We start from the raw sequence: 25,121 nt of genomic DNA, 5'->3' as shown, positions 1-25,121 counted from the left end.
CCGCGGCCCGCTGTGGGGCACCACATGCCGCAGGTCCGGGGGCACCCGGTTAGGCTCCTGGACTGGTGGTCGGGCCCGCTACTACCGGGTACGACCCGCCTCGTCAGCACACCGGGAAGGGATCCGAGCAGCCGTGGGTCGCGCACTCCAGAAGTCACCAGCGCCGCGCCGCCTGGCCGTCGTGGCCGCCCTGGCGACCGGCCTCGGCTTGGTCGCCGCAGGTTGCAGCGCAGGTCAGGTCACGCAGACGGACACCCAGGTGGCCGTCGTCAACGGGGCCAACGGGCAGGTGGGAGACATCGCCGTCCGTGACGCGCAGTTCCTGTTCCCGGCGGCGCACGGGGCGTACGAGGAAGGCGACGACGCGCCGATCACCGTCGTGATCGTCAACAACGGCACCGGTGTGGACAAGCTGCTGGGCGTGACCAGCGAGTTCTCCGCGCCGGCCGAGATCACCGGCGACGCGCGGCTGGAGCCGGGGTCGGCCATCCTCGCCGAGGCCGACCAGGACGACGCGGGCGGCCACGCCACGACGACGACCAAGGCGGCGTCCTCGTCCGCGCCTTCGTCCGACTCGCACGAGCCGTCGGACTCGCACGAGCCTTCCGACTCGCACGCGTCGACCACCACGACCACCACGCCGTCCGGCACGGGTTCGGTGACGACGACCACGACGGGCACGCCGACGTCCGGCAGCGGCACGTCCGTGTCGAGCCCGCCGACGACGGGCACCAAGCTGCCGTCCTCCGCCGACCCGACGGAGCCGGGTGTGGTGAAGATCGTGCTGAAGGGGCTGAAGAAGCCGCTGCGGCCGGGCGAGACGATCCGGGTCACGTTCCTGTTCGAGCAGGCCGGTGAGGTGACCTTGGAGCTGCCGATCGGCGCCACCGCCGAACCGCGCGTGGACGCTCCCTCGGAGCACTGAGCCGCGCTGACACGCCGCGAGCTGCGCAGGGGTCCCCGGTCAGGGGACCCCTGTTGTTGTTTCGAAGAACAAAAGAGTCCTCGCCGGACGGGCAGATCAGCAGGATGACCCCTCGTTCAGCGGTCAAGCGCCGGGTCCGTTGTCGGTCCGGGTTTCGTGTCATCCCACCGACCTCCCTCCGGGCTACCACACGTATCAAGGGGGCAGCCATCAGTGGACGGGCAGGCAGAGGACGCACAGCCCCCTTGACACGCGCGGTAGGGCAAAGCCAGGTCGGCGGGATGACACGAAGCCCTCCTTGAGGGAAGCCGCCAGTACGAAGCCCTCCTTGAGGGAAAGCTGCCAGTGACGGTGGGTGTCGGAGGGGGCGGATAGCCTCCCGGTCGTGGCGAAGACAGCACGGGTGGCCAAGGCGACGTACCGGTGCGCCGAGTGCGGGCACGAGGTGGCCAAGTGGGTCGGGCGGTGCCCGGAGTGCCAGGCCTGGGGCACGGTGGAGGAGCGGGGGGTCTCCGCGGCTCCCCGGTTCCTCGCGGGCACGCCGAGCAGTGAGGCGCGGCCCATCGCGCAGGTCGACATCGAGTCCGCGCGGGCCGTCTCGACCGGTGTCCTGGAGTTGGACCGGGTGCTCGGCGGCGGGCTCGTGCCGGGCGCGGTGGTGCTGTTGGCCGGTGAGCCCGGGGTCGGGAAGTCGACCCTGCTGCTGGAGGTCGCGCACCAGTGGGCGCTGTCGGTCGGCCGCTGCCTCTACGTCACCGGCGAGGAGTCGGCCGGGCAGGTGCGGTTGCGGGCGGACCGGACCGGCAACCTGCACGACGAGATCTACCTGGCCGCCGAGAGCGACCTCTCCGCCGTCCTCGGCCAGGTGGACGTCGTCAAGCCGAGCATGCTCATCGTGGACTCCGTGCAGACCATGTCCTCACCGGCGGTGGACGGGGCGCCCGGCGGGGTCAGCCAGGTCCGCGCCGTCACGGCCGGCCTGATCGCGGTCGCCAAGGAACGCGGGCTGCCCGTCGTGCTGGTCGGCCACGTGACCAAGGACGGCTCGGTCGCCGGGCCGCGCGTGCTGGAGCACCTGGTGGACGTGGTGCTGCAGTTCGAGGGTGACCGGCACTCGACGTTGCGGCTGCTCAGGGGCGTGAAGAACCGGTTCGGGCCGGCCGACGAGGTCGGCTGCTTCGAGCTGCGCGACGACGGCATCGCGGGCGTGCCCGACCCGTCCGGCCTGTTCCTGCACCGCCGCGACCAGGCCGTCTCCGGCACCGCCGTCACGGTTGTCGTGGAGGGCAAGCGACCGATGCTGGGCGAGGTGCAGGCGCTGGTCACGCCGACCGCCCTGCCCGCCCCGCGGCGCGCGGTCAGCGGTCTCGACTCGGCCCGCCTCGCCATGGTCCTCGCGGTGCTGGAGAAGCGCGGCAGGGTCGGGCTGGGCAACAAGGACGTCTTCACGGCCACCGTCGGCGGCATGCGGCTCGTCGAGCCCGCCGTGGACCTCGCGGTGGCCCTGGCGGTCGCCTCGGCGGCCACCGACCTGCCCCTGCCGCACGACCTCGTCGTGGTCGGCGAGGTCGGCCTGTCGGGCGAGCTGCGCCGCGTCAACGGCGTCGGCCGCCGCCTCACCGAGGCCGCCCGGCTCGGCTTCACCAAGGCCCTCGTGCCACCGGACGCGGGCCCCCTGCCGCAGGGCACGCGCGCGCTCGTCGCCAACGACCTGCACGAGGCGCTGAACCTGCTCAAGCTCCTGAAATAGCGGAACGGCGCCCCCGACGTGCAGGGGGCGCCGTTCTCGCGCGAGCTGTTACTTCGTGGCCGCCAGCAGCTGGGCGCAGCGGATCAGGCCCAGGTGGCTGTACGCCTGCGGGTGGTTGCCCAGGGAGCGCTCCGCGATCGGGTCGTACTCCTCGGGCAGCAGGCCGGTGGGGCCGGCCGCGTCGACCATCTGTGCGAACAGCTCCTCGGCCTCCGTGCGCCGCCCGGTGAGCAGGTAGGACTCGATCATCCACGCCGCGCACAGGTGGAAGCCGCCCTCGTCGCCGGGCAGGCCGTCGTCACGCCGGTACCGGTACACCGTGGAACCGGACCGGAGCTCGGCCTCGATCGCGGTCACGGTGGCCTGGAACCGGTCGTCGGTCGGGTCGATCAACCCCGACAGCCCGACGTGCAGCGACGCCGCGTCCAGGTCGTCGCCGTCGTAGGCGGTGGTGAACGACTGCGCTTCCTCGCTCCACCCGTGCTTGAGCACGTCGTTGGAGATGGTGTCGCGCAGCACCGGCCACGACGGGTCGATCTCGCGCCCGTACGCCTCGGCCAGCTTCACCGCCCGGTCCAGCGTCACCCAGCACATGACCTTGGAGTACACGTGGTGGCGCGGCGCGTGCCGCTCCTCCCAGATGCCGTGGTCGGGCTCGTGCCAGCGGCGGGCGACCGCCTCGGCCATCGCCTGCACCATCAGCCAGTCCTTGTCGGTCAACGAGCCGCGCGCGGCGGCCAGCTGCACGACCAGGTCCACCACGGGGCCGAACACGTCCAGCTGCACCTGCTGGTTGGCGAGGTTGCCGACGCGCACCGGCCGCGACCCGGCGTACCCGGGCAGCGTGTCGATGACGGCCTCCGCGCCGAGCATGGTGCCCTGCAGCGTGTACAGCGGGTGCAGCCGCTCCGGGCCGGGCAGGGTCGACAGCACCCCGTGCACCCAGCCCAGGAACGCCTCCGCCTCGCCGAGCGACCCGACCGAGACCAGGGCCTGCGCGGTCAGCGCCGCGTCGCGCAGCCAGCAGTACCGGTAGTCCCAGTTGCGGATGCCGCCCAGCTCCTCGGGCAGCGAGGTGGTGGCGGCGGCCATGATCGCGCCGGTGTCGTGGTGCACCAGGCCCTTCAACGTCAACGCCGACCGCAGCACCAGCTCCGACTCGACCTGGGGCAGCTTGAGCGTCGCGGCCCAGTCCGACCAGAACGCGCCGGCCCGTGCCCGCCGCTCCGGCTCGCCGAGCGTGGCCTCGGACAGGTCGTCCGTGCCGCAGCGCAGCTCGAGCAGGATCGGCGCGCCCTCGCGGGGGCGCACGACGGCCGTCGCGGTCTCCTGGATGCCGTCGGAGGTGATCTGCCAGTCCACGCCGGGCGAGCGCAGCACCATCGGGTCCGAGGTGCCGACGACCCGCAGGCCGTCGCGCTCGCGCAGCAGCCGCACCGGCACCTGGCCGAACTCCGGCCGCGGCGCGAACGTGATCACCGCGTTGGTCGAGCCGGAGACGCGCCGCACCAGGTCGGTGCGGTGCGAGGCCAGGTCGTGGTCGAGGTAGTCGGTGACGAGCAGCCGCGACCAGCGGGTCTCCACGATCATCGTGCCCGGCACGTACCGCTGGCCCAGGGGCAGCGAGCCGTGCTCCGGTTTGATCGAGAAGTGGCCCGCGGCGGGCCCGCCGAGCAGGTCGGCGAACACCGCCGCCGAGTCCGGCTCCGGGTGGCACAGCCAGTTCAGCCGCGCGTCCGGGGTCAGCAGCGCGACCGACCGCTCGTTGGCGAGCATGGTCAGCCGCTCGATCGGCACGGCCTGGTCGCCGTGCAGCCACGCCCGCCGTTCCTCCAGCAGGAACGCCAGCACCGTGGCCACGTCGACGCTGTCGCCGACGTAGTACTCGGCCAGCGACTCGCCGTCGCCGACCTTGATGCCGACGTCGGGCCCGCTCAGCCGGGCAAACGCTTTCTCGTCGGTCACGTCGTCACCGACGAACACGGCCGCTGTCGCCGACGCGCGGTGCCGCAGGACGTCCAGGGCGTGGCCCTTGTCCGTCTGCACCACGGCCAGCTCGATCACGGCCTTGCCCTCGGTGACCTGCACACCGTCCCAAGTGGCCGGTCCGGTGCGCACGGCGTGGAGAACCCGCTCCCCCACGGCGGGGTCGGCACGGCGGACGTGCACCGCGATGCTCGCGGGCTTCACTTCGAGGCCGACGCCTTCGTGGCCGGCGACGACTCCTTCCAACTCTGTTTCCAGGCGACGGTGCAGTTGTTTCGCGTCAGCGTCCAGCGCGTGCACGAAACCGACGTCGAACTCGGAACCGTGCGAACCCACCAGGTGCACCTCGGACGGCAGGCGCGACAGCGTCGCCAGGTCGCGCAGCGCGCGCCCGGAGATCACCGCGGCCGTCGTCTCGTGCAGACCGGCCAGGGAGCGCAACGCGCCCACCGACTCGGGCAGCGGGCGGGCGTCCTCTGGGTTGGCCACGATCGGAGCCAATGTCCCGTCGTAGTCGCAGGCGACCAGCAGGCGCGGTGTGCGTGCCAACTGCACGATCGCACGACGAAGTTCGGCGGGGAGGGCCTCGGCGGTCAACGCCCCTCCTCAATGCTCGGTGGGACAAGGTCGGTGATATTCGGTCTGAACTGATTCAGATTCAGATCGTGGACTGCGTGCCCAAGGCATCAAGGAACGATCGAGCCCAGCGGTCGACGTCATGCGTGAGGACTTGGCGGCGCAGCGCGCGCATCCTACGGCGGCCTTCGGCCGGATCCAGCGTGAGGGCGGCTTCCAACGCGTTCTTCACACCGTCCAGGTCGTGGGGGTTGACGAGGAACGCGCTCGTGAGTTCGGCCGCCGCGCCCGCGAATTCGGAGAGCACCAGCGCGCCGCCGAGGTCGTAGCGCGTGGCGACGTACTCCTTGCAGACGAGGTTCATCCCGTCGCGCACCGGGGTCACGACCATGACGTCCGCGGCGGTCATGAACGCCGTCAGCTCGCGCCGGTTGACCGATTGGTGCAGGTAGTGGACCACGGGGTGGCCCACGGTCGAGAACTCGCCGTTGATCCGGCCGACGGCCTGCTCGATCTCGCCCCGCATCTGCTTGTAGTGCTCGACGCGCTCGCGGCTGGGCGTGGCGAGCTGCACCATGGTCACCTCGCCGGGGTCGACGCGGCCGTCGGCGAGGAGTTCGTGCAACGCGCGCAGCCGCACGTCGATGCCCTTGGTGTAGTCGAGGCGGTCCACACCGAGCAGGATCTTCTTCGGATTCCCGAGGTCTTCGCGAATTTGTTTCGCATGTTTTTGGACTTCTTTGTCGCGCGCGAGCGCGTCGAGTCCCGCCGAGTCGATGGAGATCGGAAATGCCCCGACCCGCACGGTGCGGTCCCCGACCTGCACGACACCGGGCCTGGTGCGCACGCCGACCGCGCCGCGGCTCGGCTCCAGGCCGACCAGGCGGCGGGCCAGCCAGAGGAAGTTCTGCGCGCCGCCGGGCCGGTGGAAGCCGACCAGGTCCGCGCCCAGCAGGCCGCGGATGATCTCCGTGCGCCACGGCAGCTGCATGAACAGCTCCACCGGCGGGAACGGGATGTGCAGGAAGAAGCCGATCCGCAGGTCCGGGCGCAGCTCGCGCAGCATGGCGGGCACCAGCTGCAGCTGGTAGTCCTGCACCCAGACCGTCGCGCCCTGGGCGGCGACCTTCGCGGTCACGTCGGCGAACCGCTGGTTGACCCGCACGTAGGCGTTCCACCAGCGCCGGTGGAAGGCGGGCGGCGCGACCACGTCGTGGTAGAGCGGCCACAGCGTGCCGTTGGAGAAGCCCTCGTAGTAGTCGGCGACCTCGGTCGCGCTCAACGCCACGGGGTGCAGTTGGAGGCCGTCCTCCTCGAACGCGTCCACCTCGGCGTCGGCGATGCCGGGCCAGCCGACCCAGGCCCCGCTGTGCGTGCGCAGGAACGGCTCCAGGGCGGTGACCAGGCCACCGGGGCTGTGCTTCCAGCGTTGCGTGCCATCGGGCAGGCGCTCCAGGTCAACCGGTAGGCGGTTGGCCACGACCAGGAAATCCGCGCCGTTCTCGCCAATGCTGCTCACCGGGTAGCGCCTCCTAAGGGATTCGTCTCGCCCACCGTCGAGGTTAGTGGGAACGCGCAGGTTGGATGCCCTGTCGTCACCCCCGTCACACTGTGTTGACTTGACGAAAGCCCGTCAGGTGGGCGATCTCACGTGGAAACGCCGTGTTCAGCCGCTCAGCGACGGGAACGGGCGGCCAACCGGCCGAGGCCGGTGCGCACGGGTCGCCCCAGATGTTCACCCAGGACGACGCCGCTCGCGAGCGCGAGGGCGGTGCCGGCGGCCAGCACGAGCGTCGACAGGCCGGCCGCGTCACCCTCGGCGGTGAGCTGGTAGAGGCCCCGGTAGGTGGTCCAGCCGGGCAGCAGCGGCACCACGCCCGCCACCGCGACGAGCAGCGGCGGCGTGCCCAGCCGGCGGTAGATGATCTTGCCGATGAAGCCGACCGCGGTGGCCGCGACGACCGCGGACGTGATGGCGTTCGTGCCGGTGAGGACGAGCAGCCCGTAACCGGCCGTGCCCACCGCGCCCGCGACGGCGGCCATCGGCAGCGCCCGGACCGGCGCGTAGCTGGCCAGGGCGAAGAACGCGGAGGTGGCCGCGCCCGCCGCGAACTGCGTCGGCACCTCGGAGATCAGCGGCGGCAGCGGGTCGGCGATGCTCGTCTGGACGCCGAGCTGCACGCCGGCGCGCAGGGTCAGCGTGATGCCCGCGACGAGGCCCGCGGTGAGCAGCGTGATCTCCACCGTGCGGCCGGCGGCGGTGACGTGGTAGCCGGTGATGGCGTCCTGCACCGTGCCGACCAGCGACAACCCGGACAGCAGCACCACGATCCCGGTGGCGATCAACAATGACGGCCGCGCCGTGGGCAGCAGGTCCGTCGCGTACATCGCCACCGCCACCGAGGTGGCCAGGGCGCCGCCGACCACCTGCTGGAAGAAGAACGGCAGCCCGCGCCGGTTGAGGACCCGGCCGACCCGGTCGATCAGCGCGGTGACGACGGCCGCCGTCGCCGCCAGCAACGGCCCGCCCCCGACCAGGAACGCCACCGCCGCCGCCATGCCCGCCCACGCCACCGTGGCCACCCAACGGGGGTACGGGTGATCGGCCCGGCTGATCCGCTCGATCTCGGCGGACGCGTCCGGCGCCGTGATGCCGTCGGAGGTGATCCGCCGGATCAGGTCCTCGACGGCGGCGAGCCGGGTGTAGTCGACGCTGCGGCCGCGCACCACGCGCATGGTCGTCACGGGCGCGGCTTCCGTGCCCCGGTGGCACGAGACGGTGATCGAGGTGTAGATCACGTCGACCTCGGTGTTCGGCAGGCCGTACGCGGTGGTGACCGCCAGGATGGTGGCCGTCACGTCGGCCACGCCCGCCCCGCCGGCCATCTGCGCCTCGCCGACGCGCAGCGCCAGGTCGAGTACCAGGTGGACGGTCGAATCGTCCGGAGGGGACGGACCCTCGACCGGTCGTGCCTGCTCCGCGTGCTGGAACCGCCGGCGCCACAGCCGCACCCGGCGTCACCTCCTCGCTCGTCCGATCGCCACGCCCGACCGTGTCACATTCGAGGCTGTGTCATGCGCCACCCCTGGAAGGGGTACCTGGACCAGGTGAGTCGATCACTGTGCGTTCAATACTGTTGATACCGCTGGCCAGCGGTTTTGCGGGTCGCCAGGGCCACCCGGACGGTACCCGCGACCTCCGGACGGACCAACGCGGGGCCACCGTGAGCAGACCGTTCGCCGCAGGTGGCACCCCCTGCGGGCGCTTACGATGTTCCAGGCCTCCGGGCCGCGCCGGTGTAGCTCAACTGGCAGAGCACTCGCCTTGTAAGCGAAAGGTTGCGGGTTCAAGTCCCGCCACCGGCTCAGCACCGACTGCCCCCCTGACCGGGAAAGCCCTGGTCAGGGGGGCAGTTTCATGATCATAGCGGGTCCGGGTCGTGCTCCGGCCCGCGGCTGGACCGCACCGCTGGAACGCGGTCGCGGCCCGCGCCCGGCAGGCACGGGCCGCGACCGCGTGCGCGGGTTACTCGCGGTCGGTGATGACCTGGTAGGCCACGCCGCCGTGGTCCTCGCCCTCGACGAACTGGACGAGGTTCGTCAGGTACTCGCCAGGGGCCTCGGGGGTGAAGGTCAGTTCCGCGGTGAACCGCTCACCGGGCTGCAGCGGCACGCCGAGCAGCGCCGCCCGCTTCGGGTCGAGCTGGAACGCGGTCTCGCCGACCTGCTTCACGCCCTCGGCCTGGCCGCCGCCGGCGCGCCAGCGCTCGAACAGGCGCGGGCCGAGGTCGATCACCACGGCGCCCGCCACCGGCTTCTCGCCGGTCAGCACGAGGTCGGTCTTGACCTCCCGCTCGGTCGCGTTGCCCAGGGTGAACCAGGACCTCACCGGCTGGAACACCTTGCCCCGCACGGTCTGGAAGTTCTTCCACGCGATGTTGTTGTTGTTCTTGGTGTTCAGCGCGGTGTTCGGGCCCTCGGCGAACGTCATCGGGTCCGTCGCCGACACCCAGCGCGCGAGGAGGCAGAAGTGGCCCGGCCCCGGGACGTTCGTCCACGGGATCTTCGCCACGGTCCCGCCCGCGGGCACGGACAGCGACTGCTGGCCGATGGCGATCCAGTCGCCGTTGGTGACGTTGTTCCACGTCGTGCCGCCGCCGGCGGGCGTGCGGTAGACCTTGAGCGTGCCGGTGCTCGTGCCGAGGCCGGAGTTGTTGTTCAGCCGCACGTGGACGAAGTTCGTCGCGCCGACGACCGGCTGGATGCCCGCGCAGTCCGCGGTGGTCGGGCAGACCTTGATGTCCGGGCTGTTCCACACCGTGCCGTTCGGGTTCGGCTCGGCGCCGGTGTCGGTCACCTGGTCGCGGATCACCACGTCGGTCTGCCGGCAGTCCGACAGGAGCTTGCGGATCGCGTCCGCCGTGCCCACGCCCGTGGACGTCGCCTGCGTGAACACGCCACCGGTCGTGGAGGCGTAGTTCTGCATGATCGGCGTGATCACGGGGGTGTAGGTGGCCGACGTCGGCACGTACACCGGCGAGATCTTGATGCCCTTGCCGAGCGCGTCGTTCGCCCGCTGCGCGGCGTTGGCGACGTCCACGGCCGCGTGCACGTTGTCGAACCCGCCGGGGCGGGCGTCGGTCACCAGCACGACGAACTTCATCGCGTTCGACCGCCACGTGCCGCCGAAGTCGACGTTCTGCGGACGGCCGGCCGCGGGCAGGTTGTTCACGACCGTGTTCAAGGCCTCGTCGGACGCCTCGGGCTCGCTGGCGCCCGCGCCGGCGGCGAGCGTGTTGGTGACGTAGTTGGTCACCGCCGCCGCGTTGCCGGGCGCGAGGGTGTTGTGGACGGTGATGTTGTCCTTGAACGTGACCAGGCCGAGCCGGTAGTCGCCGCCGGACGCCGCGACGACGTCGTTCACGATGGCGTTGATGCCGGTCTTCAGGTTGGCGATGGCCCCGCCCATGCTGCCGGTGTCGTCGAGGACGAACGCGACGTCGAGGGGGCCGCACGGTGCGGCCGCGGCGGGTGCGGCCGCGGCCGGTGAGGTGAACTGGACCGCCGAGGCGATCAGGGCGGCGACGGCTGACAGCGTGCCGCGTCTGAGTGAGCGACGCATGGGATCTCTTTCCGCTCGCGCGTCCGGGCGCGGGGCCCGGGAGCCCGGACGCCGATGTCCGGGCACATGAGGCGGATGATCGGGCGATCGGCGGAATACGGGCCGAGCAGAGCAACTTCGTCCGGTTTTCCGACCGGCAAACGGAAGCCGGGCGTGCCAAGGTGGGGAGGTGGCCCACCTTCCAGCCGCCTCGCGGTACGACCGGATGACCTACCGGCGGTGCGGGCGCAGCGGGCTCAAACTGCCCGCCGTGTCGCTCGGCCTCTGGCACAACTTCGGCGACGACCGGCCCTACGAGACGGGCCGGGCGATCGTGCGGCGGGCGTTCGACCTCGGCGTGACGCACTTCGACCTGGCCAACAACTACGGCCCGCCGTACGGCTCGGCCGAGGTCAACTTCGGCCGGATGCTCGCCGACGACCTGCGGCCCCACCGCGACGAGCTGGTGATCTCCACCAAGGCGGGCTACGACATGTGGCCCGGCCCCTACGGCGAGTGGGGCTCGCGCAAGTACCTGCTGTCGTCGTTGGACCAGTCGCTGTCCCGGCTCGGCCTCGACTACGTGGACATCTTCTACTCGCACCGGTTCGACCCGGACACGCCACTGGAGGAGACGGTCGGCGCGCTGGTCAGCGCGGTGCAGCAGGGCAAGGCTCTCTACGTCGGCATCTCGTCCTACTCGGCGACGAAGACCCGTGAGGCGGCCGAACTGCTGCGCGCCGCGGGCGTGCCGCTGCTGATCCACCAGCCCTCGTACTCGATGCTCAACCGGTGGATCGAGAACGACCTGCTGGACGCGCTGGGCGAGCTGGGCGTCGGCTGCATCGCGTTCTCGCCGCTGGCGCAGGGGATGTTGACCGACAAGTACCTGGACGGCGTGCCGGAGGGCTCGCGGGCCACGCAGGGCAAGTCGTTGAGCGCGGAGTGGTTGAGCGAGGCCACCCTGGCGCACGTGCGGGCGCTGAACGAGGTCGCGGCGTCGCGCGGCCAGACGTTGGCCCAGCTCGCGCTCACCTGGGCGCTGCGCGACGAGCGGGTCACGTCGGTGCTGGTCGGGGCGAGCAGCGTCGGTCAGCTGGAGTCGAACGTGGCGGCGCTGGACGGCCCGCCGCTCACCGACGACGAGATCGAGCGGATCGACGTGCACGCGGTCGACTCGGGCATCGACCTGTGGGCGGAGTCGTCCAACGCCGGTTAGCGGGGCAGGGTCACGGTGAAGGCGGTGGCGCCCGGTCGGCTGGTCAGCTCCACCGTGCCGCCGTGCGCGGCGACCAGGGAGTGCACCACCGCCAGCCCCAGGCCGCTGCCGCCGCGATCACGCGTGCGCGAGTCGTCCACCCGGTAGAACCGGTCGAAGATGCGGGACTGGTCGGCGGGCGGGATGCCGGGGCCGGTGTCGCCGACCCGGAGCACGGCCGATTCGCCCCGCACCTCGACGGAGAGCGAGACCGCCGTGCCGGCCGGGGTGTGCACGGCGGCGTTGGTGAGCAGGTTGTCCACCACCTGCCGCAACCGCAGCGGGTCGAACGCCGAGGGCACCGGCTCGTCCGGCGCCGTCAGCGTCAGCGGGTGGGTCGGCCGGGCCGCGCGGAACGCGTCCGCCGCCTCCCGCGCCAGCGCCGCCAGGTCGCCGTCGGCCACCCGCAACGGCGTCTCCACCTCCGCCGAGTCCAGCCGGGCGAGCAGCAGCAGGTCGTCCAGCAGCACGCTCATCCGCGCCGCCTCCGACCGCAGCTTCTCCAGGTGCGCCTCGCGCTCCTCCGGCGCGTTCGCCGCCGCGTACCGGAACAGGTCGGCGTAACCCCGGATCGACGTCAACGGCGTGCGCAGCTCGTGCGACGCGTCCGCGATGAACCGCCGCAGCCGCTGCTCCGCGGCGGTGCGCGCGGCCAGCGACGTGTCGATGTGCTCCAGCATCGTGTTGAACGCCGTGCGCAGCTCCTCGACCTCCGCGCCGCCGTCGCCGCCCTCCGCGCGCACCGGCAGCCGGGCCGAGTCGGTCAGGTCGTGCGACGTGATGTCGTGCGCGGTCCGGGCCATGTCGCTCAACGGCTGCAACCCGCGCCGCAGCACCGCCCGCCCGATCACCACGAACGCGACCAGCGCGAGCAGGAACGTGGCCACCTCCACGATCACCAGCTGCCGCACGGTCGTGGTGATGTCGTCCATCGGCGCCGCGCTGACCAGCACCACGCCGTCGGACACCGCGCACCCGCGCAGCCGGTACGTGCCGTCGCCGCGCAGGTACTCCGTCCGGTACACCGGTTCGCGCCCGTCGACCTGCAACGCGACCTCGGTGAACTCGGCGTTGTCGGCGGGCAGGTCGTCGCGGTTCTTCGGCGTGGCCGTGCCGTCGCGCACCTCGTAGACGACCGAGTACCAGCCGTAGGCCGCCCCCTTGAGCGTGCCGTTCTTGGCGAAGTCCTTCTTCAGCGAGACCTGGGTCGTCTCCATCTGCGCGTCGAGCCGGCGTTCCAGGTACTCCTGCATGCTCCGCGCCATCACCGTGCCGACGACCGCGAACACCGCCAGCGCCAGCGCGCCGAGGCCCAGCGCCAGGCGCGTGCCCAGGCGCAGGCGCCGACGCGTCACTCCGCGGCTCGCCGCAGCGCGTAACCCACGCCGCGCACGGTGTGGATCAGCGGCTCGCCGCCGTCGTCCAGCTTGCGCCGCAGGTGCGAGACGACCAGCTCGACCACGTTGGACCGGCCGCCGAAGTCGTACTCCCACACGTGGTCGAGGATCTGCGCCTTGGTCAGCACGGCGGGGGAGCGGCGCATCAGGTAGCGCAGCAGCTCGTACTCGGTGGGCGTGAGCGTGACCAGCTTCCCGCCCCGGCGCACCTCGCGAGTGTCCTCGTCCAGGGCCAGGTCGGACACCTTGAGCACGGACCGCTTCCAGGTCGGCCCGGTCGAGCGCCGCAGCACGGCCCGCAGCCGTGCCATCAGCTCCTCGACGGAGAACGGCTTGACCAGGTAGTCGTCCCCGCCGCGGGTCAGGCCCGCGACCCGGTCGGCGGTGCCGTCGCGGGCGGTCAGGAACACCACCGGCACCATCGCGCCGGCCGAGCGGAGGCGGTCCAGCACGGTGAAGCCGTCGAGGTCGGGCAGCATCAGGTCGAGCACCACGATGTCGGGGTGGAAGTCGGCGGCGGTCCGCAACGCGGCCTCACCGCTGCCGGCGGTCACCGCCTGCCACCCCTCGTAGCGCGCCACCGTCGCCACGAGGTCGGCGATGTGCGGCTCGTCGTCCACCACGAGCAGTCGAACCGAAGCGCCCTTGTCCACGTGCCCATGGTGCGGCACCGGTCCCGCGGCGGCCGGGGCGTGCTCGCATCGACAGCGACTCGACAGGTTCGCGACAGGTCCGAGGGGCCAGTGGGGTGGTTCACAACGGTAAGGAGGTGGGCCGGCTGTGATGGCTCACACGCTCTCTGCTACGGTTCCGCCACGGGTTTTCCCGCTCCACGGCCAGGTCAGCCGGGTTCCGCGCTCGGGGCGTGTCCCTGCGCAGACCGCGTGGAGAGCCGGCCTCGGTCGCACGCTTTCGGGAACGTGCGTGCCGAGGCCGGCTTCACCCGTCTTCCCTCAGGCGTACCGGGCGTGGTCGAAGTCCTGGCCGGTGACCGAGCGGCCCAGGTCGGAGCCCAGTTGGGTCAGCAGGTCCACCAGTTCCAGGCCCGCGAGCCAGTCGCGCGGCAACGCCGACGTGCCGTGCAGCGCGCCGAGGATGTTGCCCGTGAGCGCCGCCGTGGCGTCGCTGCCGCCCGAGTGGTTGGCCGCCGCGCGCAGGGCGTCCACGAACTGCGACCGCTTCGGGTACACCAGGACCGTGTGCACGGCGATCGCCAGCGCCTCCGGGCCCGTCCAGCCGCTGCCCAGGCGGTCGACCCGGACCGACTCGAAGCCCTGCGCCCGGTGCTCGTCGGCGAAGACGACGGCCCGGTTGAGGGTGTTCGCCGTGTACGGGTCGTCCCGCAGCACCCGGCCGATGACCTGGTCCACGGCCTCCCGCATCGGCCTCCCGCGCACCGCCAGCAGGTGGATGAGCAGCGAGAACGCCCCGCCGGACACCCAGCCGCCGGTGCCGCCGTGCGTCAGCGCGGCGAACCGGCAGCCCAGGTCGTAGGCGATCTCGGCGCTCGGCGCGAACCCCGCCGGCGCGGTGCGGGTGACGCCGTTGCAGCCGGAGGACTCGTTCTGCGGTTCCTCGGGCGTCGGCGGCGTGTCGGCGGCCAGGGCGCGCAGGCACGTCAGGCCCGGCGAACGGCTCGAGTACAGCCGTTCGTCGCCGACGAGGCCGACCGCGCCGGGCTCGGGCGCGGCCACCTGCTGGGTGATCAACCAGCGGCGGTAGCTCTGCCAGACGACCTCGATCGGGTCCCACTCGCCGGTGGTCCGACCGCGCACCCACGCCCGCAGGTAGCCGTCGGCGGTGAACAGGGTGAGCTGGGTGTCGTCGGTGACCAGCGCGGGGCGCGGCGGCGCGAGCACGCCTTCCGGGCCGTGGTCCCGTTGGATGTCCGCCCACCCCAGGTACTGGATGGGCGCGCCGAGGGCGTCGCCCAGCGCGCCGCCCACCAGGCACGCCGCGCCACGGTCGACCACGTCCAACGGCTCGCGCGGCACTTGCCCTCCTGCACTCGCCCAGAACTCGGCCGGGACGTCCGGGGCCAAAACCCTAGCCGCCGACCGCCCGTCCGGTCATGGGAGCACGACTAGTTGAGCAAGCAACATCTACTGACAGGTATCCAACGGCACCTCCGGCGCACCTGATCCAGTGACCGAGCCGTAGCGCACGAGGCGGGGGAGGGGCATGGCTGACCGGAGCAAGAGCGGGCTGGAGTTCGGCGTCCTCGGACCGTTGCAGGTGCTCGCGGACGGCCGACAGCTCGTCATCGGCCGCAAGGGGATGCGCGGCCTGCTCGCGATGCTGGTGCTCGACGCCAACCGGGTCGTCCCGATCGACGAGATCGTGGACAGCCTCTGGGCCGACGAGCCGCCCGCGACGGCCAGGACGATCGTGCACGGCTACGTGTCGCGGCTGCGCAGGATGCTGGAGGAGGCCGACCCGGCGGGCTCGGCGCGGATCCTCACCACGCCGCCCGGCTACCAGCTCTCGGTCGACCCGTGGCGGCTGGACTTCCACCGGGCCAGGCAGCTCGTGTCGAGCGCGCGCGGCAAGCCCGCGCCGATCCGGGCGCAGCTGCTGCGCGAGTCGCTCGGCCTGTGGCGCGGCCAGGTGCTGGCGGACGTGCCGGGCGACCCGGTCACCTCCGACCTGGAGGAGCTTCGGCTTGCCGCAGTGGAAGAGCGCATCGAGGCCGAGCTGGAACTGGGCCGCCACCTCGAACTCGTCGGCGAGCTGCGGCAGCTGGTGAACGAGTACCCGTTCCGGGAGCGGCTGGTCGGCCACATGATGCGCGCCCTGTACCGGTCGGGTCAGCGCGCCGACGCGCTGGAGGCCTACCAGCGCTTCCACCGGCGCGTCGTGGACGAGCTCGGCATAGACCCCGGCCCCGGCCTGCGCGTGCTGCACGAGCAGGTGCTCCGCGACGACCCGGCGCTCAGCTCGCCCGGCCTGGCGGAGCCCGCCCTCGTGCCACCGCGTCCCGGCGTCGTCGTGCCGGCCCAGTTGCCCGCCGCGGCCAGCGGTTTCATCGGTCGCGACGAGGAACTGGCCTGGCTGGACCGCCTGTGCGACTCGCGCGACCTGGCCGCCACGACCATCGCCGTGGTCAACGGGGCGGCCGGCATCGGCAAGAGCGAGCTCGCCGTCACCTGGGGCCACCGCCGGGCCGAGCAGTTCCCCGACGGCCTCCTGTTCGCCTCCCTGAACGGCTTCGCCCCCGGCCGCGACCCGGTCGAGCCGGCCGAGGTCCTGGCCCGCTTCCTGCTCGCGCTGGGCGTGCCCGCCGACGGCGTCCCCCGGGACCTGGACGACCGCGTCGGCCTGTACCGCTCGGTGCTGGCCAAGCGGCGCGTCCTGGTCGTGCTGGACGACGCGTGGGACCCCGAGCACGTCCGCCTGCTCCTGCCGCCCGGCGCCGGGTCGGTCGTCCTGGTGACCAGCCGCCGGCGCCTGGAGTCCCTGGTGGTGAGCAACGGCGCCCGGATGCTCACGCTGGACACGTTGTCCGAGGAGGAGTCCATCCGCCTGGTCGACGAGGTCGTCGGCAAGCCCCTGTCCGACCAGGAGCCCGCGGCCACCCGCATGCTGGTGGAACTGTGCGGCAACCTGCCCCTCGCCCTCCGGATCGCCGCCGCGAAGCTCGTCTTCAGTCCGGAGTGGACGGTCGAGGACCTGGTGGCGCAGCTCTCCGACGACGAAGCGCGGCTGCGCACCCTGGACCTGGCCGACACCGGCGTCGGTGTGGAACGCGCCCTGGCGGTGTCGTACCGCAACCTCCCGCCGGAACTGGCGGAGACCTTCCGCGCCGCGGGCCTCGTGCCAGGCCGCTGGGTGAGCCCGCACGCCATCTCCGCCGTCTGCGACATCGACCTGGGCACCGCCGCCGCCCGCCTGGCCGACCTCGCCGACGCGCACCTCCTCGTGGAGCAGTGGCGCGGCGGCTTCGTCCTGCACGACCTGGTCCGCCTCTACGCCCGCGGCGTCGTCGAACACCGGGAACGCGGCCTGCGTCGCCTGATGGACCACTACCTGTGCGCCTGCGACCACGCGAGACGCCTGATCAGACCGCCGTCGGACGGCCTCGACTTCACCGGCGACTCCGCCGTGCCGAGACCGGCCACCTCCTCGCAGGCCCTGTCCTGGTTCGACAAGGAGTGGTCCAACCTCATCGCGCTCGTGCACGCGGGCTCGGAGGCCGGCCTGCACGTGGAGGTCTGGCAACTCGTCCGCCTCGTCCACACCTACTGCGTGACCAGGCTCGTCAGCCGCGAGTGGCAGGCCATCGCCGAGTTCGGCCTCGCCTCGGCGAGGGTCATCGGCGACCGCCGCGGCGAGATGCTCGTGCTCAGCGCCATGCACGACGTCGACAACCGCGCCGGAACCCTGCGCGGCACCCTCGACCAGGCCCGGCTGGCCCACCGGATAGCCGTGGACCTGGCCGAGCCCCGCTACCTGGTCATGACCCTCGGCCAGCTGGCGCTGGCCCTGGTCGCCGAGGACCGGGTGGAAGAAGCCCTGGGGCACTACCGCGAAGCCGTCGACCTGGCCCGCCGGGACGGCGACGCGCTCGGCGAAGCCACCGTGCTCAACAACCTGGCCCAAGTGGAGCAACGACTCGGCCAACGCGAAACGGCGGCCCAACACCAATTCCTGGCAATGGAGATCTACCACCGCAACGGCGACGAGCGGGCGTACGCGGTCGCGATGAACAACCTGGCCGAGCTCTACGCCGAACTGGGCCTGTTACCGGAGGCCGAGGAACACGCTCGGCAAGGGGTGGAACTGACGCGCGGCGGCTCGATGCAGTTCGAGGAGGCGTTCGGCCGGCAAGTGCTCGGATCGGTGCTCGCCAGACGGGGGGAACGGGTTGCGGCACAAGCGGAGCTGGCGGAATCGCTTCGGTTGTTCGTACGCCTGGGCTCACCGCGCGCGATGTTGGTCCGAACGGCTCTTGAAGCCTTGACCTCCGAGGTTTAGCCGCTGTTTAGCTCGACCTGGCGAAGTCGTGGGAACTTATAGGCGCGCTGATCAATCGAGTCGCGGTCAGCGCCCGGGTGGCTCTTGGTAGGGGGAACCAGGGGGGAAGCCACCCAACCCCGACTGGCCGGCGTTCGGGGGAGAGCGCCGGCCAGTCGGCTCTGTTGAATTGCCGCTGCTCCGCAGACGGCGGGCGAGGTCGCCGGGAAGTCGACCGCTCGCGCCTCATTTTCCGACGATCGAAAAGCGTGATCGCCGGAAAATGAGCCGCGAACGATCGACGCGACCTCGCGGGCACTGCCGAGCCGCACCACAACGGATTCGAAACCGCCAACCCCGACGGCCGCACACGCAGCCCTCGCCCCAACGCCGCACAACGGACCCGCAACCACCCACCGGGTCCACCACACCCCGCCCGCCCACAACGGACCCGCACATCCGCACCTAGGCCCGATTTGACATGGGTTCGGGTGCCATAGGCTGGTCGAAGCCGGGCAGGCTTGGCGGACGCTTTTCCCGCCAGGCCTGCCCGGCTTTGGCCTGCCTGGGGTGCCCGTAAGGGCCCCATGTCAAATCGAGCCGGACTGAACCAGGCCAGACCAAACGACCCCGCACCACCAACCGACGAGCCCTGCCACCTCAAACCAGACCGCACCTACGAACCGCACGAAAGTCGCAAACCGGACATCATGCGAACCGGACACCAAAGGCAAATCGGACTTCAGTCGCAAACCGGCAGCAGCTCCGGCCGCTTCGGCGCCAACCCGTCACCCATCGACTCACCCCGCAACTGCCGCCCGATCCACGGCACCACGTGCTCCCGCGCCCACTTCAGGTCGTGCCGCCGCTGCGTCATCCAGTCCTCGTCGATCAACGGCGGCCAGGGCGTGTTCCACGCATCGTCCGTCTCGACGCCCAGCACCTCGGCCACCCGCAACGCCACCCGCCGGTGACCCTCGGGCGACAGGTGCAGCCGGTCGTTGCTCCACGCGCGCCGGTCGTGCAGCACGGTCATCGACCACAGGTCGACCACCTTGCAGTGGTAGCGCTCGGCCACCGACCACAGGTGGCTGTTGTAGATCGCGATCTTCCCGCGCAACGACCGCAGGAACGGCGTGTGCTTCGGGTCGAACCCGGTGAAGATGACGACCTCCGCGCCGGCCGCCCGCAGGTCGGCCACCGCGATCTCGTACACCTCGGCCAACGCGTCCGCGTCGCTCCCGGGCACCAGGATGTCGTTGCCGCCACCGCACAGCGTCACCAGCTTCGGCTTCAACGCCGCCGCCAGCGGGATCTGCTCGTCCACGATCTCCTGGAGCATCTTGCCCCGGATCGCGAGGTTGGCGTACCGGAAACCCTGCTGCTTGGCGGAGATCATCGCGGCCAGCCGGTCGGCCCACCCCGCGTACGTCCCGTTCGGCGCCGGGTCGTCCATCCCCTCGGTGAAGCTGTCCCCCACCGCGACGAAACTGTCGAGTCCCTCCATGCGTCCCTCCACTCCGCGCGGCACCCCCAATGACCGCGCAGAACAGCATGCAACGCGAAGTCGGCCCCACGCCAGCGCCGGTTGGCAACGCCGTTACCAAGGTGTCACTCGCTGGTGTGAACCAGTGTCGGCAATGGGTGATTCATCAGGTTCTCCCACCGGAGTGCGGCGCAAATCACTGACCCCGCCGCCTACCACCCCCCTCACACCACCTACCCACCCCGCCCACACCAACCTCACCGCCTACCCGACCCGCACCTCCGACTCGTACGCCGCGCGCAACCGCGCCTCCGCCCCGGCCGACGCGCCCACCGCGTCCAACCCCAGCAACGCCGCCCCCACCACCGGCGGCACGTCCACCACCTTCACCCGGGCCGCCGGCGCGACCGCGCCCAACCGCGCCGCCACCGCGTCGACCACCACACCGCCCGTCCCGGTCAACACCCCACCACCGAGCACCACGTCCACCGGCTCCGCCAGCAGCTCCAACCGCGACAACGACACCCGCGCCAGCAGCACGACCTCCTCCACCAGCCGGTCGACCACCGTCCGCGCCACCGCGTCACCACCCGCCGCCACCTCGAACAACAACGGGCACAGGGCGTGCGGGTCGAACTCGACCTCCGCGAAGTGCAGCCGCTGCACCGCCTCGGCCAACGTCGCCGTCCCGTAGTGCGCGATCAGCGCGTCCAGCAACGCCGTCGGCTCACCACGCCCGTCCTCCGCCCGCACCGCCAGCCACAACACCTCCGACCCGAGGTGACCACCGCCACCCCAGTCGCCGGAGATCCTCCCCAACGCGGGGAACCGGTGCGTCAGCCCGTCCGGCGCGACCGCCACGCAGTTGATGCCAGCCCCGCACACCACGGCCACGCCGATCCCGTCGGTCGTACCCGCCCTGAGCAGCGCGAACGTGTCGTTCCCGACCACCGACGTCGCGGACCACCCCTGCGCCTCGACCGCCGCGCGCAGGTCGTCCTCCTCCTTGGGCAGGTCGGCGCCGGCCAGGTAGGCGGCCGTGTGGGCGGCCACCGGCCCACCGCCCGGCAACCCCGCCCGCCGCGCCGCCTCGCGCACCAGCCCGTCGAACACCTCCAGGCTCCGCGCCAACCCCACGTTCTGCGGCGACGCGCCGGGCCCGCGCACGTCGGCGAGCACCCGCCCGTCCACGTCGACCAGCGCCACGGCCGTCTTGCTGTTCCCGCCGTCGAGGGCGAGCACCCGGTCGGTCACGCCGATCCCCTCGCCCACGGCAGGAAGTCCGCGTTGCGCGCCACGAGCTCGTCGGCCAGCCGTTCGGCCAACGCGTACTGCCCGACCAGCGGGTGCGCGAGCAACGCGTCCGCCACCCGGTCGCGCCCACCGCGCACCGCCGCCTCCAACGCCAGGTGCTCGTAGCTCGTCACGTGCGCGATCAACCCGGCCACCGACGGCGGCACGGGCGGCACGGGCAGCGGCGTCGCACCGCCGCCGTCGACGACCGCGGGCACCTCGACCACCGCGTCCGCCGGCAGGAACGGCAGCGTGCCGCCGTTGCGGACGTTCACCACGTGCTGCTCCGCGCCCGTGCCGCCGGTCAACGCGTGCACCAGCTGCACCGCCGCCTCCGAGTAGTACGCGCCCCCGCGCTGCGAGAGCTGCGCCGGCTTGGTCACCACCGCCACGTCCCCGTACAAGTCCAGCAGCTCCTTCTCCACGCCCGCCACCACCTCGGCGCGCGGCGGCTCGGTCTTCTGCCTGCGCACCACCTCGTCGTGGTCGTAGAAGTACTTCAGGTAGTACGACGGCACCATCCCCAACCGCCGCAGGAACGACCCGGGCAGCCCGATGTGCTCGCCCACCGCGTCGGCGTGCCCCGCCAGCAGCTCCGGCAGCCGGTCGACGCCGTCGACGAACACCCCCGTCTCCCAGCTCAGGTGGTTGAGCCCGACGTGCTCCAGCCGCACCGAGTCCGGCTCGACCCCCAGCAACGCCGCCGTCCACCGCTGGAACGTGATCGCCACGTTGCACAGCCCGACCGCCCGGTGCCCCTCGGCCAGCAACGCCCGCGTCACGATCCCCACCGGGTTGGTGAAGTTCACGATCCACGCGTCACCCGCCACCTCCCGCACCCGCCGCGCGATGTCCAGCACCACCGGCACGGTCCGCAGCGCCTTGGCCAGCCCGCCCGCGCCGGTCGTCTCCTGACCGACGCAGTCGCACACCAGCGGGAACGTCTCGTCGGACGCACGTGCCGCCTGTCCGCCCACCCTGAGCTGCAACAACACCGCCGACGCCCCGTCAGCACCACGCTCCAGGTCGTCGGTCGTCGTCACCCGCGCCGGGTGGCCCGCGTGCTCCAGCAACCGCCGCGAGAACGCCCCGACCACCTCCAGCCGCGCCAGGTCCGGGTCCACGAGCACGATCTCGTCCACTTCGAGGCTGGTCCGCCGCCCCGCTATCCCGTCGACCAGTTCCGGCGTGTAGGTCGACCCGCCACCGACAACGGTGAGCTTCACCCCTTGACCCCCGTGAATGTGATGCCCTTGACGAAGGAGCGCTGCGCGAACACGAACAGCACCACCGCTGGGACCATGATCAGCAACGTGACGGCCATCGCCAGGTTCCACTGCACGTGGTGCATGCCCTTGAAGGTCGACAGCGCCAACGACAGCGTCCACTGGTCCGGCTTCTCGCTCGTGTAGAGCAGCGGTCCGAAGTAGTCGTTCCAGGTGTAGAGGAAGCAGAACAGCGCGGTCGCCGCGATGCCCGGCCGCGCCATCGGCACGACGACCCGCACCAGCGCCTGGAACTCCGTGCAGCCGTCCACCCGCGCCGCGTCCACGTAGGACTGCGGGATCGTCAGGATGAACTGGCGCAGCAGGAAGATGCTGAAGGCGTCGAACAGGAAGTAGGGCACGATCAGCGGCCACAGCGTCCCCGTCAACCCGAGGCCCGACCACGTGTCGTACAGCGGCACGGCCACGACCTGCGGCGGCAGCATCATCGCGCCGACCACCAGCAGGAAGACCACGTTCCGGCCACGCCACCGCAGCTTGGCCAGCGCGTACGCGGCCGGGATCGAGCTGGCCAGCATCCCGACCGTGGCCAGCATCGAGTACAGCAGGCTGTTGCCCAGGTAGGTCAGCAACGGCGCCTGCTCGAACACCTCCAGGAAGTTGCCCCAGTGCCACTCGCGGGGCCACAGGTCCTCGGTGAACGCCTGGCTGTCCGACATGACCGCCGTCAGGAAGACGAAGACGATCGGCAGCGTGAACATCAACCCCAGGGCGAGGCCGAGGCTGTGCACCGCCACCCAGTCCAGCACCTTGCGCCACGCGACCGGCCCGCGCGCGCCGACGGCCGCCGTCACGACTCCTCCTGGTAGGACGCCTTGCGCATCCGCTGCACCAACAACGCCGTCGCCGCGAACGAGACCACGAACAACACCGTGGCCATCGCCGCCGCGTACCCCATGTCGAAGTACCTGAAGCCCTGCGTGTACAGCCACACCGGGAACGTCAACGTCGAGTTCTCCGGGAACCCGAGCACCTTCGTCGACCCCGTCACGTCCGCCGACCCGCTCGCCGCCGAACCCGCCACCACGGCCTGCGTGAACAGCTGCAACGCCAGGATGATCGAGTTCACCACCCCGAACGCCAGCACCGGCGAGATCGACGGCAGCGTGACGTGCCACCACCGGCGCACCGGCCCCGCGCCGTCCAGCTCGGCGGCCTCGTGCTGCTCCTGGGGCACGTCCAGGATCGCGGCCAGGATGATGATCATCAGGTCCCCGGACACCCACAGCACGACCGCCGCGATCCCCGGCTTGGCCCACGCCGGATCGGCGAACCACAGCGGCCCTTCGATCCCGAACCAGCCCAGGAAGGAGTCCAGGGGCCCTTCGTTCGGCCGCATGACCAGGAAGAAGACCAACGTCGCCGCGACCGGCGGCGCCAACGACGGCAGGTAGCACAGGGTGCGCACCAGCCCCACGCCCGTCTTCAGCCGTGCGATCACCGACGCCACGCCCAGCGCGAACACCACGCGTGCGACGGTCAGCACCACCACGAACCACAACGTGTTGTGCACGGCGGTGCGGAACAGCTTGTCGGAGAACATGTAGGCGTAGTTCTCCCAGCCGATCCACTCCGGCGGGTTGATCAGGTCGTACTCGGTGAACGAGAACGCGATCGTGGCGACCAGCGGGTAGCCGAAGAACAGGGCGAACCCGAGGATCGCGGGCGCCAGGAACGCCAGCACGGTCAGGCGGTGACGGGCGCGGGCCCGGGACCGCCCCGCGGCGGGGGCGGTCCGCGCCTCGTCCACGCGCTCCAGCGTGGCCGTCATCCCTACTTGCCGCTCTTCGCGATCCGGTCGTCGATCTGCTGGTCGACTTCCGCCAGCCCGGCCATCAGGTCGGGCACCCCGCCCGCCTGCCAGGACGTGGCGAAGTCGCTGATCGCCTTGATGTGCGCGTCACCGATGGGCGTCACCGGGTTGCCCTGGAGCTTGTCGGAGGTCGCCAGGTCGATGAACGTCTTGAAGTTCTCGTCCACCTCCAGGCGCGGGTCGGCCAGCGCGGCCTTCGTGCTCGGGATGTTCTTGATCCCGTTGGCCAGCTCGACGATCGTCTCCGTGTCGAACGACAGGTGCTTGATCAGCTCCCACGCCGCGCCGGGGTTCTTCGCGCCCTTCGGGATGCCCATGATCGTGCCGGCGGTGAACCCCGTGCCGTACAGCTCGGGCTTGCCCGTCGGGAACGGCGCGGTGCCGAACCGCACGTCGGGCGCCTGGTCCTGCAGGAACGCGGTGCGGTACTCGCCGTCGATCATCATCGCGATCTTGCGCTGGTGGAACGCGTGGTCGGCGGAGTACTGCTGGCCGAGCCCCGCGCGGAACCTCTCCAGGGCGTCGTAGCCGTAGAAGTCCACGAGCTCCTTCTGGAACGTGAGCATCTGCGCCCACTCCGGGCTCGCGAGCCCCGACTTCCCGTCCGGCGCCTCCCACTTCGCGCCGAAGTGCGGCGCCCAGATCTGCGGGTTGTTGGCGTAGAACGGCATGCTCGGCAGGAAGCCCGCGACCTCGATCGAGCCATCCGCCGCCCTCTTGGTGGTGCGCTTGGCGAAGTCCAGCAGCTCCGCGGTCGTCCTGGGCGGCTCGGTGATGCCCGCCTCGGCGAGCATGTCCTTGTTGTAGTACAGCCCGTAGACGTCGCTGAGCAGGGGCATGGCGCAGCGGGTGCCCTTGTACTCGGTGTAGGAGCGCACGGCGTCCGTGATTTGGCCGAGGTCCACGTCGTCACGCCCGAGGTAGGGCTCGAGGTCCTGGAACGAGCCGCTGGAGCAGAACTGGCCGATGTTGTCGGTGGTGAACGACAGGGCCACGTCCGGCGGGTTGCCGCCGCGGATGCCCGCGGTGATCTTGTCGTCGTCCTGGCTGCCCTCGTGCTTGATCTCGGCGTTCGGGAACTTCTCCTTGAAGCTCTCCAGGGCCTTGGTGACCTCGGCCTGCTCGCGGCCGGAGTAGTTGCTCCAGACCGTGAGGGAGAACCGGTCGTCCTTGCCGGGCGCCGCCGCCGGTCCCGACCCCTCGGCCTGCTCGCCGGAGCCCGCCGCACAAGCGGTCAGGGACACCGCCGCGGCCACGCACAACAACGCTGCGCGGTGGAGCTTGCGCATGTGCTCTC

At 71.5% G+C, this 25,121-nt stretch carries 17 protein-coding genes and 1 tRNA gene; 5 read left to right on the top strand and 13 right to left on the bottom strand.

Annotated elements, in window-relative coordinates; translation table 11 throughout:
• Positions 1 to 133 precede the first annotated feature (133 nt).
• Together ACZ7GX_RS17650 and radA are read left to right on the top strand one after the other, a co-directional pair.
• Entirely contained in the window at positions 134 to 925 is a 792-nt protein-coding gene (locus ACZ7GX_RS17650) for a copper chaperone PCu(A)C domain-containing protein (protein WP_498777832.1), read from the top strand.
• A gap of 385 nt (positions 926 to 1,310) precedes the next feature.
• Entirely contained in the window at positions 1,311 to 2,675 is a 1,365-nt protein-coding gene (gene radA / locus ACZ7GX_RS17645; RefSeq protein ID WP_498777830.1) for a DNA repair protein RadA, read from the top strand.
• Positions 2,676 to 2,723: 48 nt separating this feature from the next.
• Here radA and otsB read toward each other — a convergent pair whose 3' ends face one another.
• The 3 genes from otsB to ACZ7GX_RS17630 form a co-directional block, all read right to left on the bottom strand.
• Positions 2,724 to 5,258, bottom strand: a complete 2,535-nt coding sequence (gene otsB / locus ACZ7GX_RS17640) for a trehalose-phosphatase (protein WP_498777828.1) — start codon at positions 5,256 to 5,258, stop codon at positions 2,724 to 2,726.
• Positions 5,259 to 5,319: 61 nt separating this feature from the next.
• A complete protein-coding gene (locus ACZ7GX_RS17635) occupies positions 5,320 to 6,756 on the bottom strand; it encodes an alpha,alpha-trehalose-phosphate synthase (UDP-forming) (RefSeq protein WP_230573188.1) in 1,437 nt (478 codons plus the stop codon).
• A gap of 155 nt (positions 6,757 to 6,911) precedes the next feature.
• Entirely contained in the window at positions 6,912 to 8,249 is a 1,338-nt protein-coding gene (locus tag ACZ7GX_RS17630) for a threonine/serine exporter family protein (protein ID WP_498777825.1), read from the bottom strand.
• Positions 8,250 to 8,530: 281 nt separating this feature from the next.
• On the opposite strand from ACZ7GX_RS17630, the gene ACZ7GX_RS17625 reads away from it, so the two are divergent.
• Positions 8,531 to 8,603: transfer RNA gene (locus tag ACZ7GX_RS17625), tRNA-Thr, on the top strand.
• 160 nt (positions 8,604 to 8,763) lie between these two features.
• Here the strand turns inward: ACZ7GX_RS17625 and ACZ7GX_RS17620 are convergent.
• Positions 8,764 to 10,359, bottom strand: a complete 1,596-nt coding sequence (locus ACZ7GX_RS17620) for a vWA domain-containing protein (protein WP_498777823.1) — start codon at positions 10,357 to 10,359, stop codon at positions 8,764 to 8,766.
• 169 nt (positions 10,360 to 10,528) lie between these two features.
• Between ACZ7GX_RS17620 and mgrA the strand changes: the two genes are divergently transcribed.
• Positions 10,529 to 11,557, top strand: a complete 1,029-nt coding sequence (gene mgrA / locus ACZ7GX_RS17615) for an L-glyceraldehyde 3-phosphate reductase (RefSeq protein ID WP_498777821.1) — start codon at positions 10,529 to 10,531, stop codon at positions 11,555 to 11,557.
• Here the strand turns inward: mgrA and ACZ7GX_RS17610 are convergent.
• From ACZ7GX_RS17610 to ACZ7GX_RS17600, 3 genes are all read right to left on the bottom strand, one after another.
• Positions 11,554 to 12,951, bottom strand: coding sequence for a sensor histidine kinase (locus tag ACZ7GX_RS17610; protein WP_498777819.1), 1,398 nt, complete (start codon positions 12,949 to 12,951; stop codon positions 11,554 to 11,556). The two genes, mgrA and ACZ7GX_RS17610, sit on opposite strands and share 4 nt — an antisense overlap.
• Entirely contained in the window at positions 12,948 to 13,646 is a 699-nt protein-coding gene (locus ACZ7GX_RS17605) for a response regulator transcription factor (RefSeq protein ID WP_498777817.1), read from the bottom strand. Before ACZ7GX_RS17605 ends, ACZ7GX_RS17610 begins: the two co-directional genes overlap by 4 nt.
• Positions 13,647 to 13,946: 300 nt before the next feature.
• The gene (locus ACZ7GX_RS17600; RefSeq protein WP_498777815.1) at positions 13,947 to 14,987 is read right to left on the bottom strand and encodes an ADP-ribosylglycohydrolase family protein; all 1,041 of its coding nucleotides are present in this window, start codon (positions 14,985 to 14,987) and stop codon (positions 13,947 to 13,949) included.
• Between the two features lie 187 nt (positions 14,988 to 15,174).
• Between ACZ7GX_RS17600 and ACZ7GX_RS17595 the strand changes: the two genes are divergently transcribed.
• Positions 15,175 to 17,967 carry an AfsR/SARP family transcriptional regulator gene (locus ACZ7GX_RS17595; protein WP_498777813.1) on the top strand — a complete coding sequence of 931 codons (2,793 nt, stop codon included), beginning with the start codon at positions 15,175 to 15,177 and terminating at the stop codon, positions 17,965 to 17,967.
• A gap of 721 nt (positions 17,968 to 18,688) precedes the next feature.
• Here ACZ7GX_RS17595 and ACZ7GX_RS17590 read toward each other — a convergent pair.
• From ACZ7GX_RS17590 to ACZ7GX_RS17565, 6 genes are all read right to left on the bottom strand, one after another.
• A complete protein-coding gene (locus tag ACZ7GX_RS17590) occupies positions 18,689 to 19,453 on the bottom strand; it encodes an SGNH/GDSL hydrolase family protein (RefSeq protein ID WP_498777811.1) in 765 nt (254 codons plus the stop codon).
• 243 nt (positions 19,454 to 19,696) lie between these two features.
• Positions 19,697 to 20,704 (bottom strand): N-acetylglucosamine kinase, encoded by a 1,008-nt coding sequence (locus ACZ7GX_RS17585; protein WP_498777809.1) that lies wholly within the window; start codon positions 20,702 to 20,704, stop codon positions 19,697 to 19,699.
• Complete coding sequence (locus ACZ7GX_RS17580; protein ID WP_498777807.1) at positions 20,683 to 21,951, bottom strand: 6-phospho-beta-glucosidase; 1,269 nt, start codon at positions 21,949 to 21,951, stop codon at positions 20,683 to 20,685. Before ACZ7GX_RS17580 ends, ACZ7GX_RS17585 begins: the two co-directional genes overlap by 22 nt.
• Positions 21,948 to 22,805 (bottom strand): carbohydrate ABC transporter permease, encoded by an 858-nt coding sequence (locus ACZ7GX_RS17575; RefSeq protein WP_498777805.1) that lies wholly within the window; start codon positions 22,803 to 22,805, stop codon positions 21,948 to 21,950. Before ACZ7GX_RS17575 ends, ACZ7GX_RS17580 begins: the two co-directional genes overlap by 4 nt.
• Positions 22,802 to 23,782, bottom strand: coding sequence for a carbohydrate ABC transporter permease (locus tag ACZ7GX_RS17570; protein ID WP_498777803.1), 981 nt, complete (start codon positions 23,780 to 23,782; stop codon positions 22,802 to 22,804). Before ACZ7GX_RS17570 ends, ACZ7GX_RS17575 begins: the two co-directional genes overlap by 4 nt.
• 2 nt (positions 23,783 to 23,784) lie before the next feature.
• Entirely contained in the window at positions 23,785 to 25,113 is a 1,329-nt protein-coding gene (locus tag ACZ7GX_RS17565; RefSeq protein ID WP_498777800.1) for an ABC transporter substrate-binding protein, read from the bottom strand.
• Between the last annotated feature and the right edge of the window lie 8 nt (positions 25,114 to 25,121).

This window comes from Actinosynnema sp. NPDC037264, from assembly GCF_055603705.1.
This window is presented reverse-complemented; position numbering and strand designations above follow the sequence as displayed.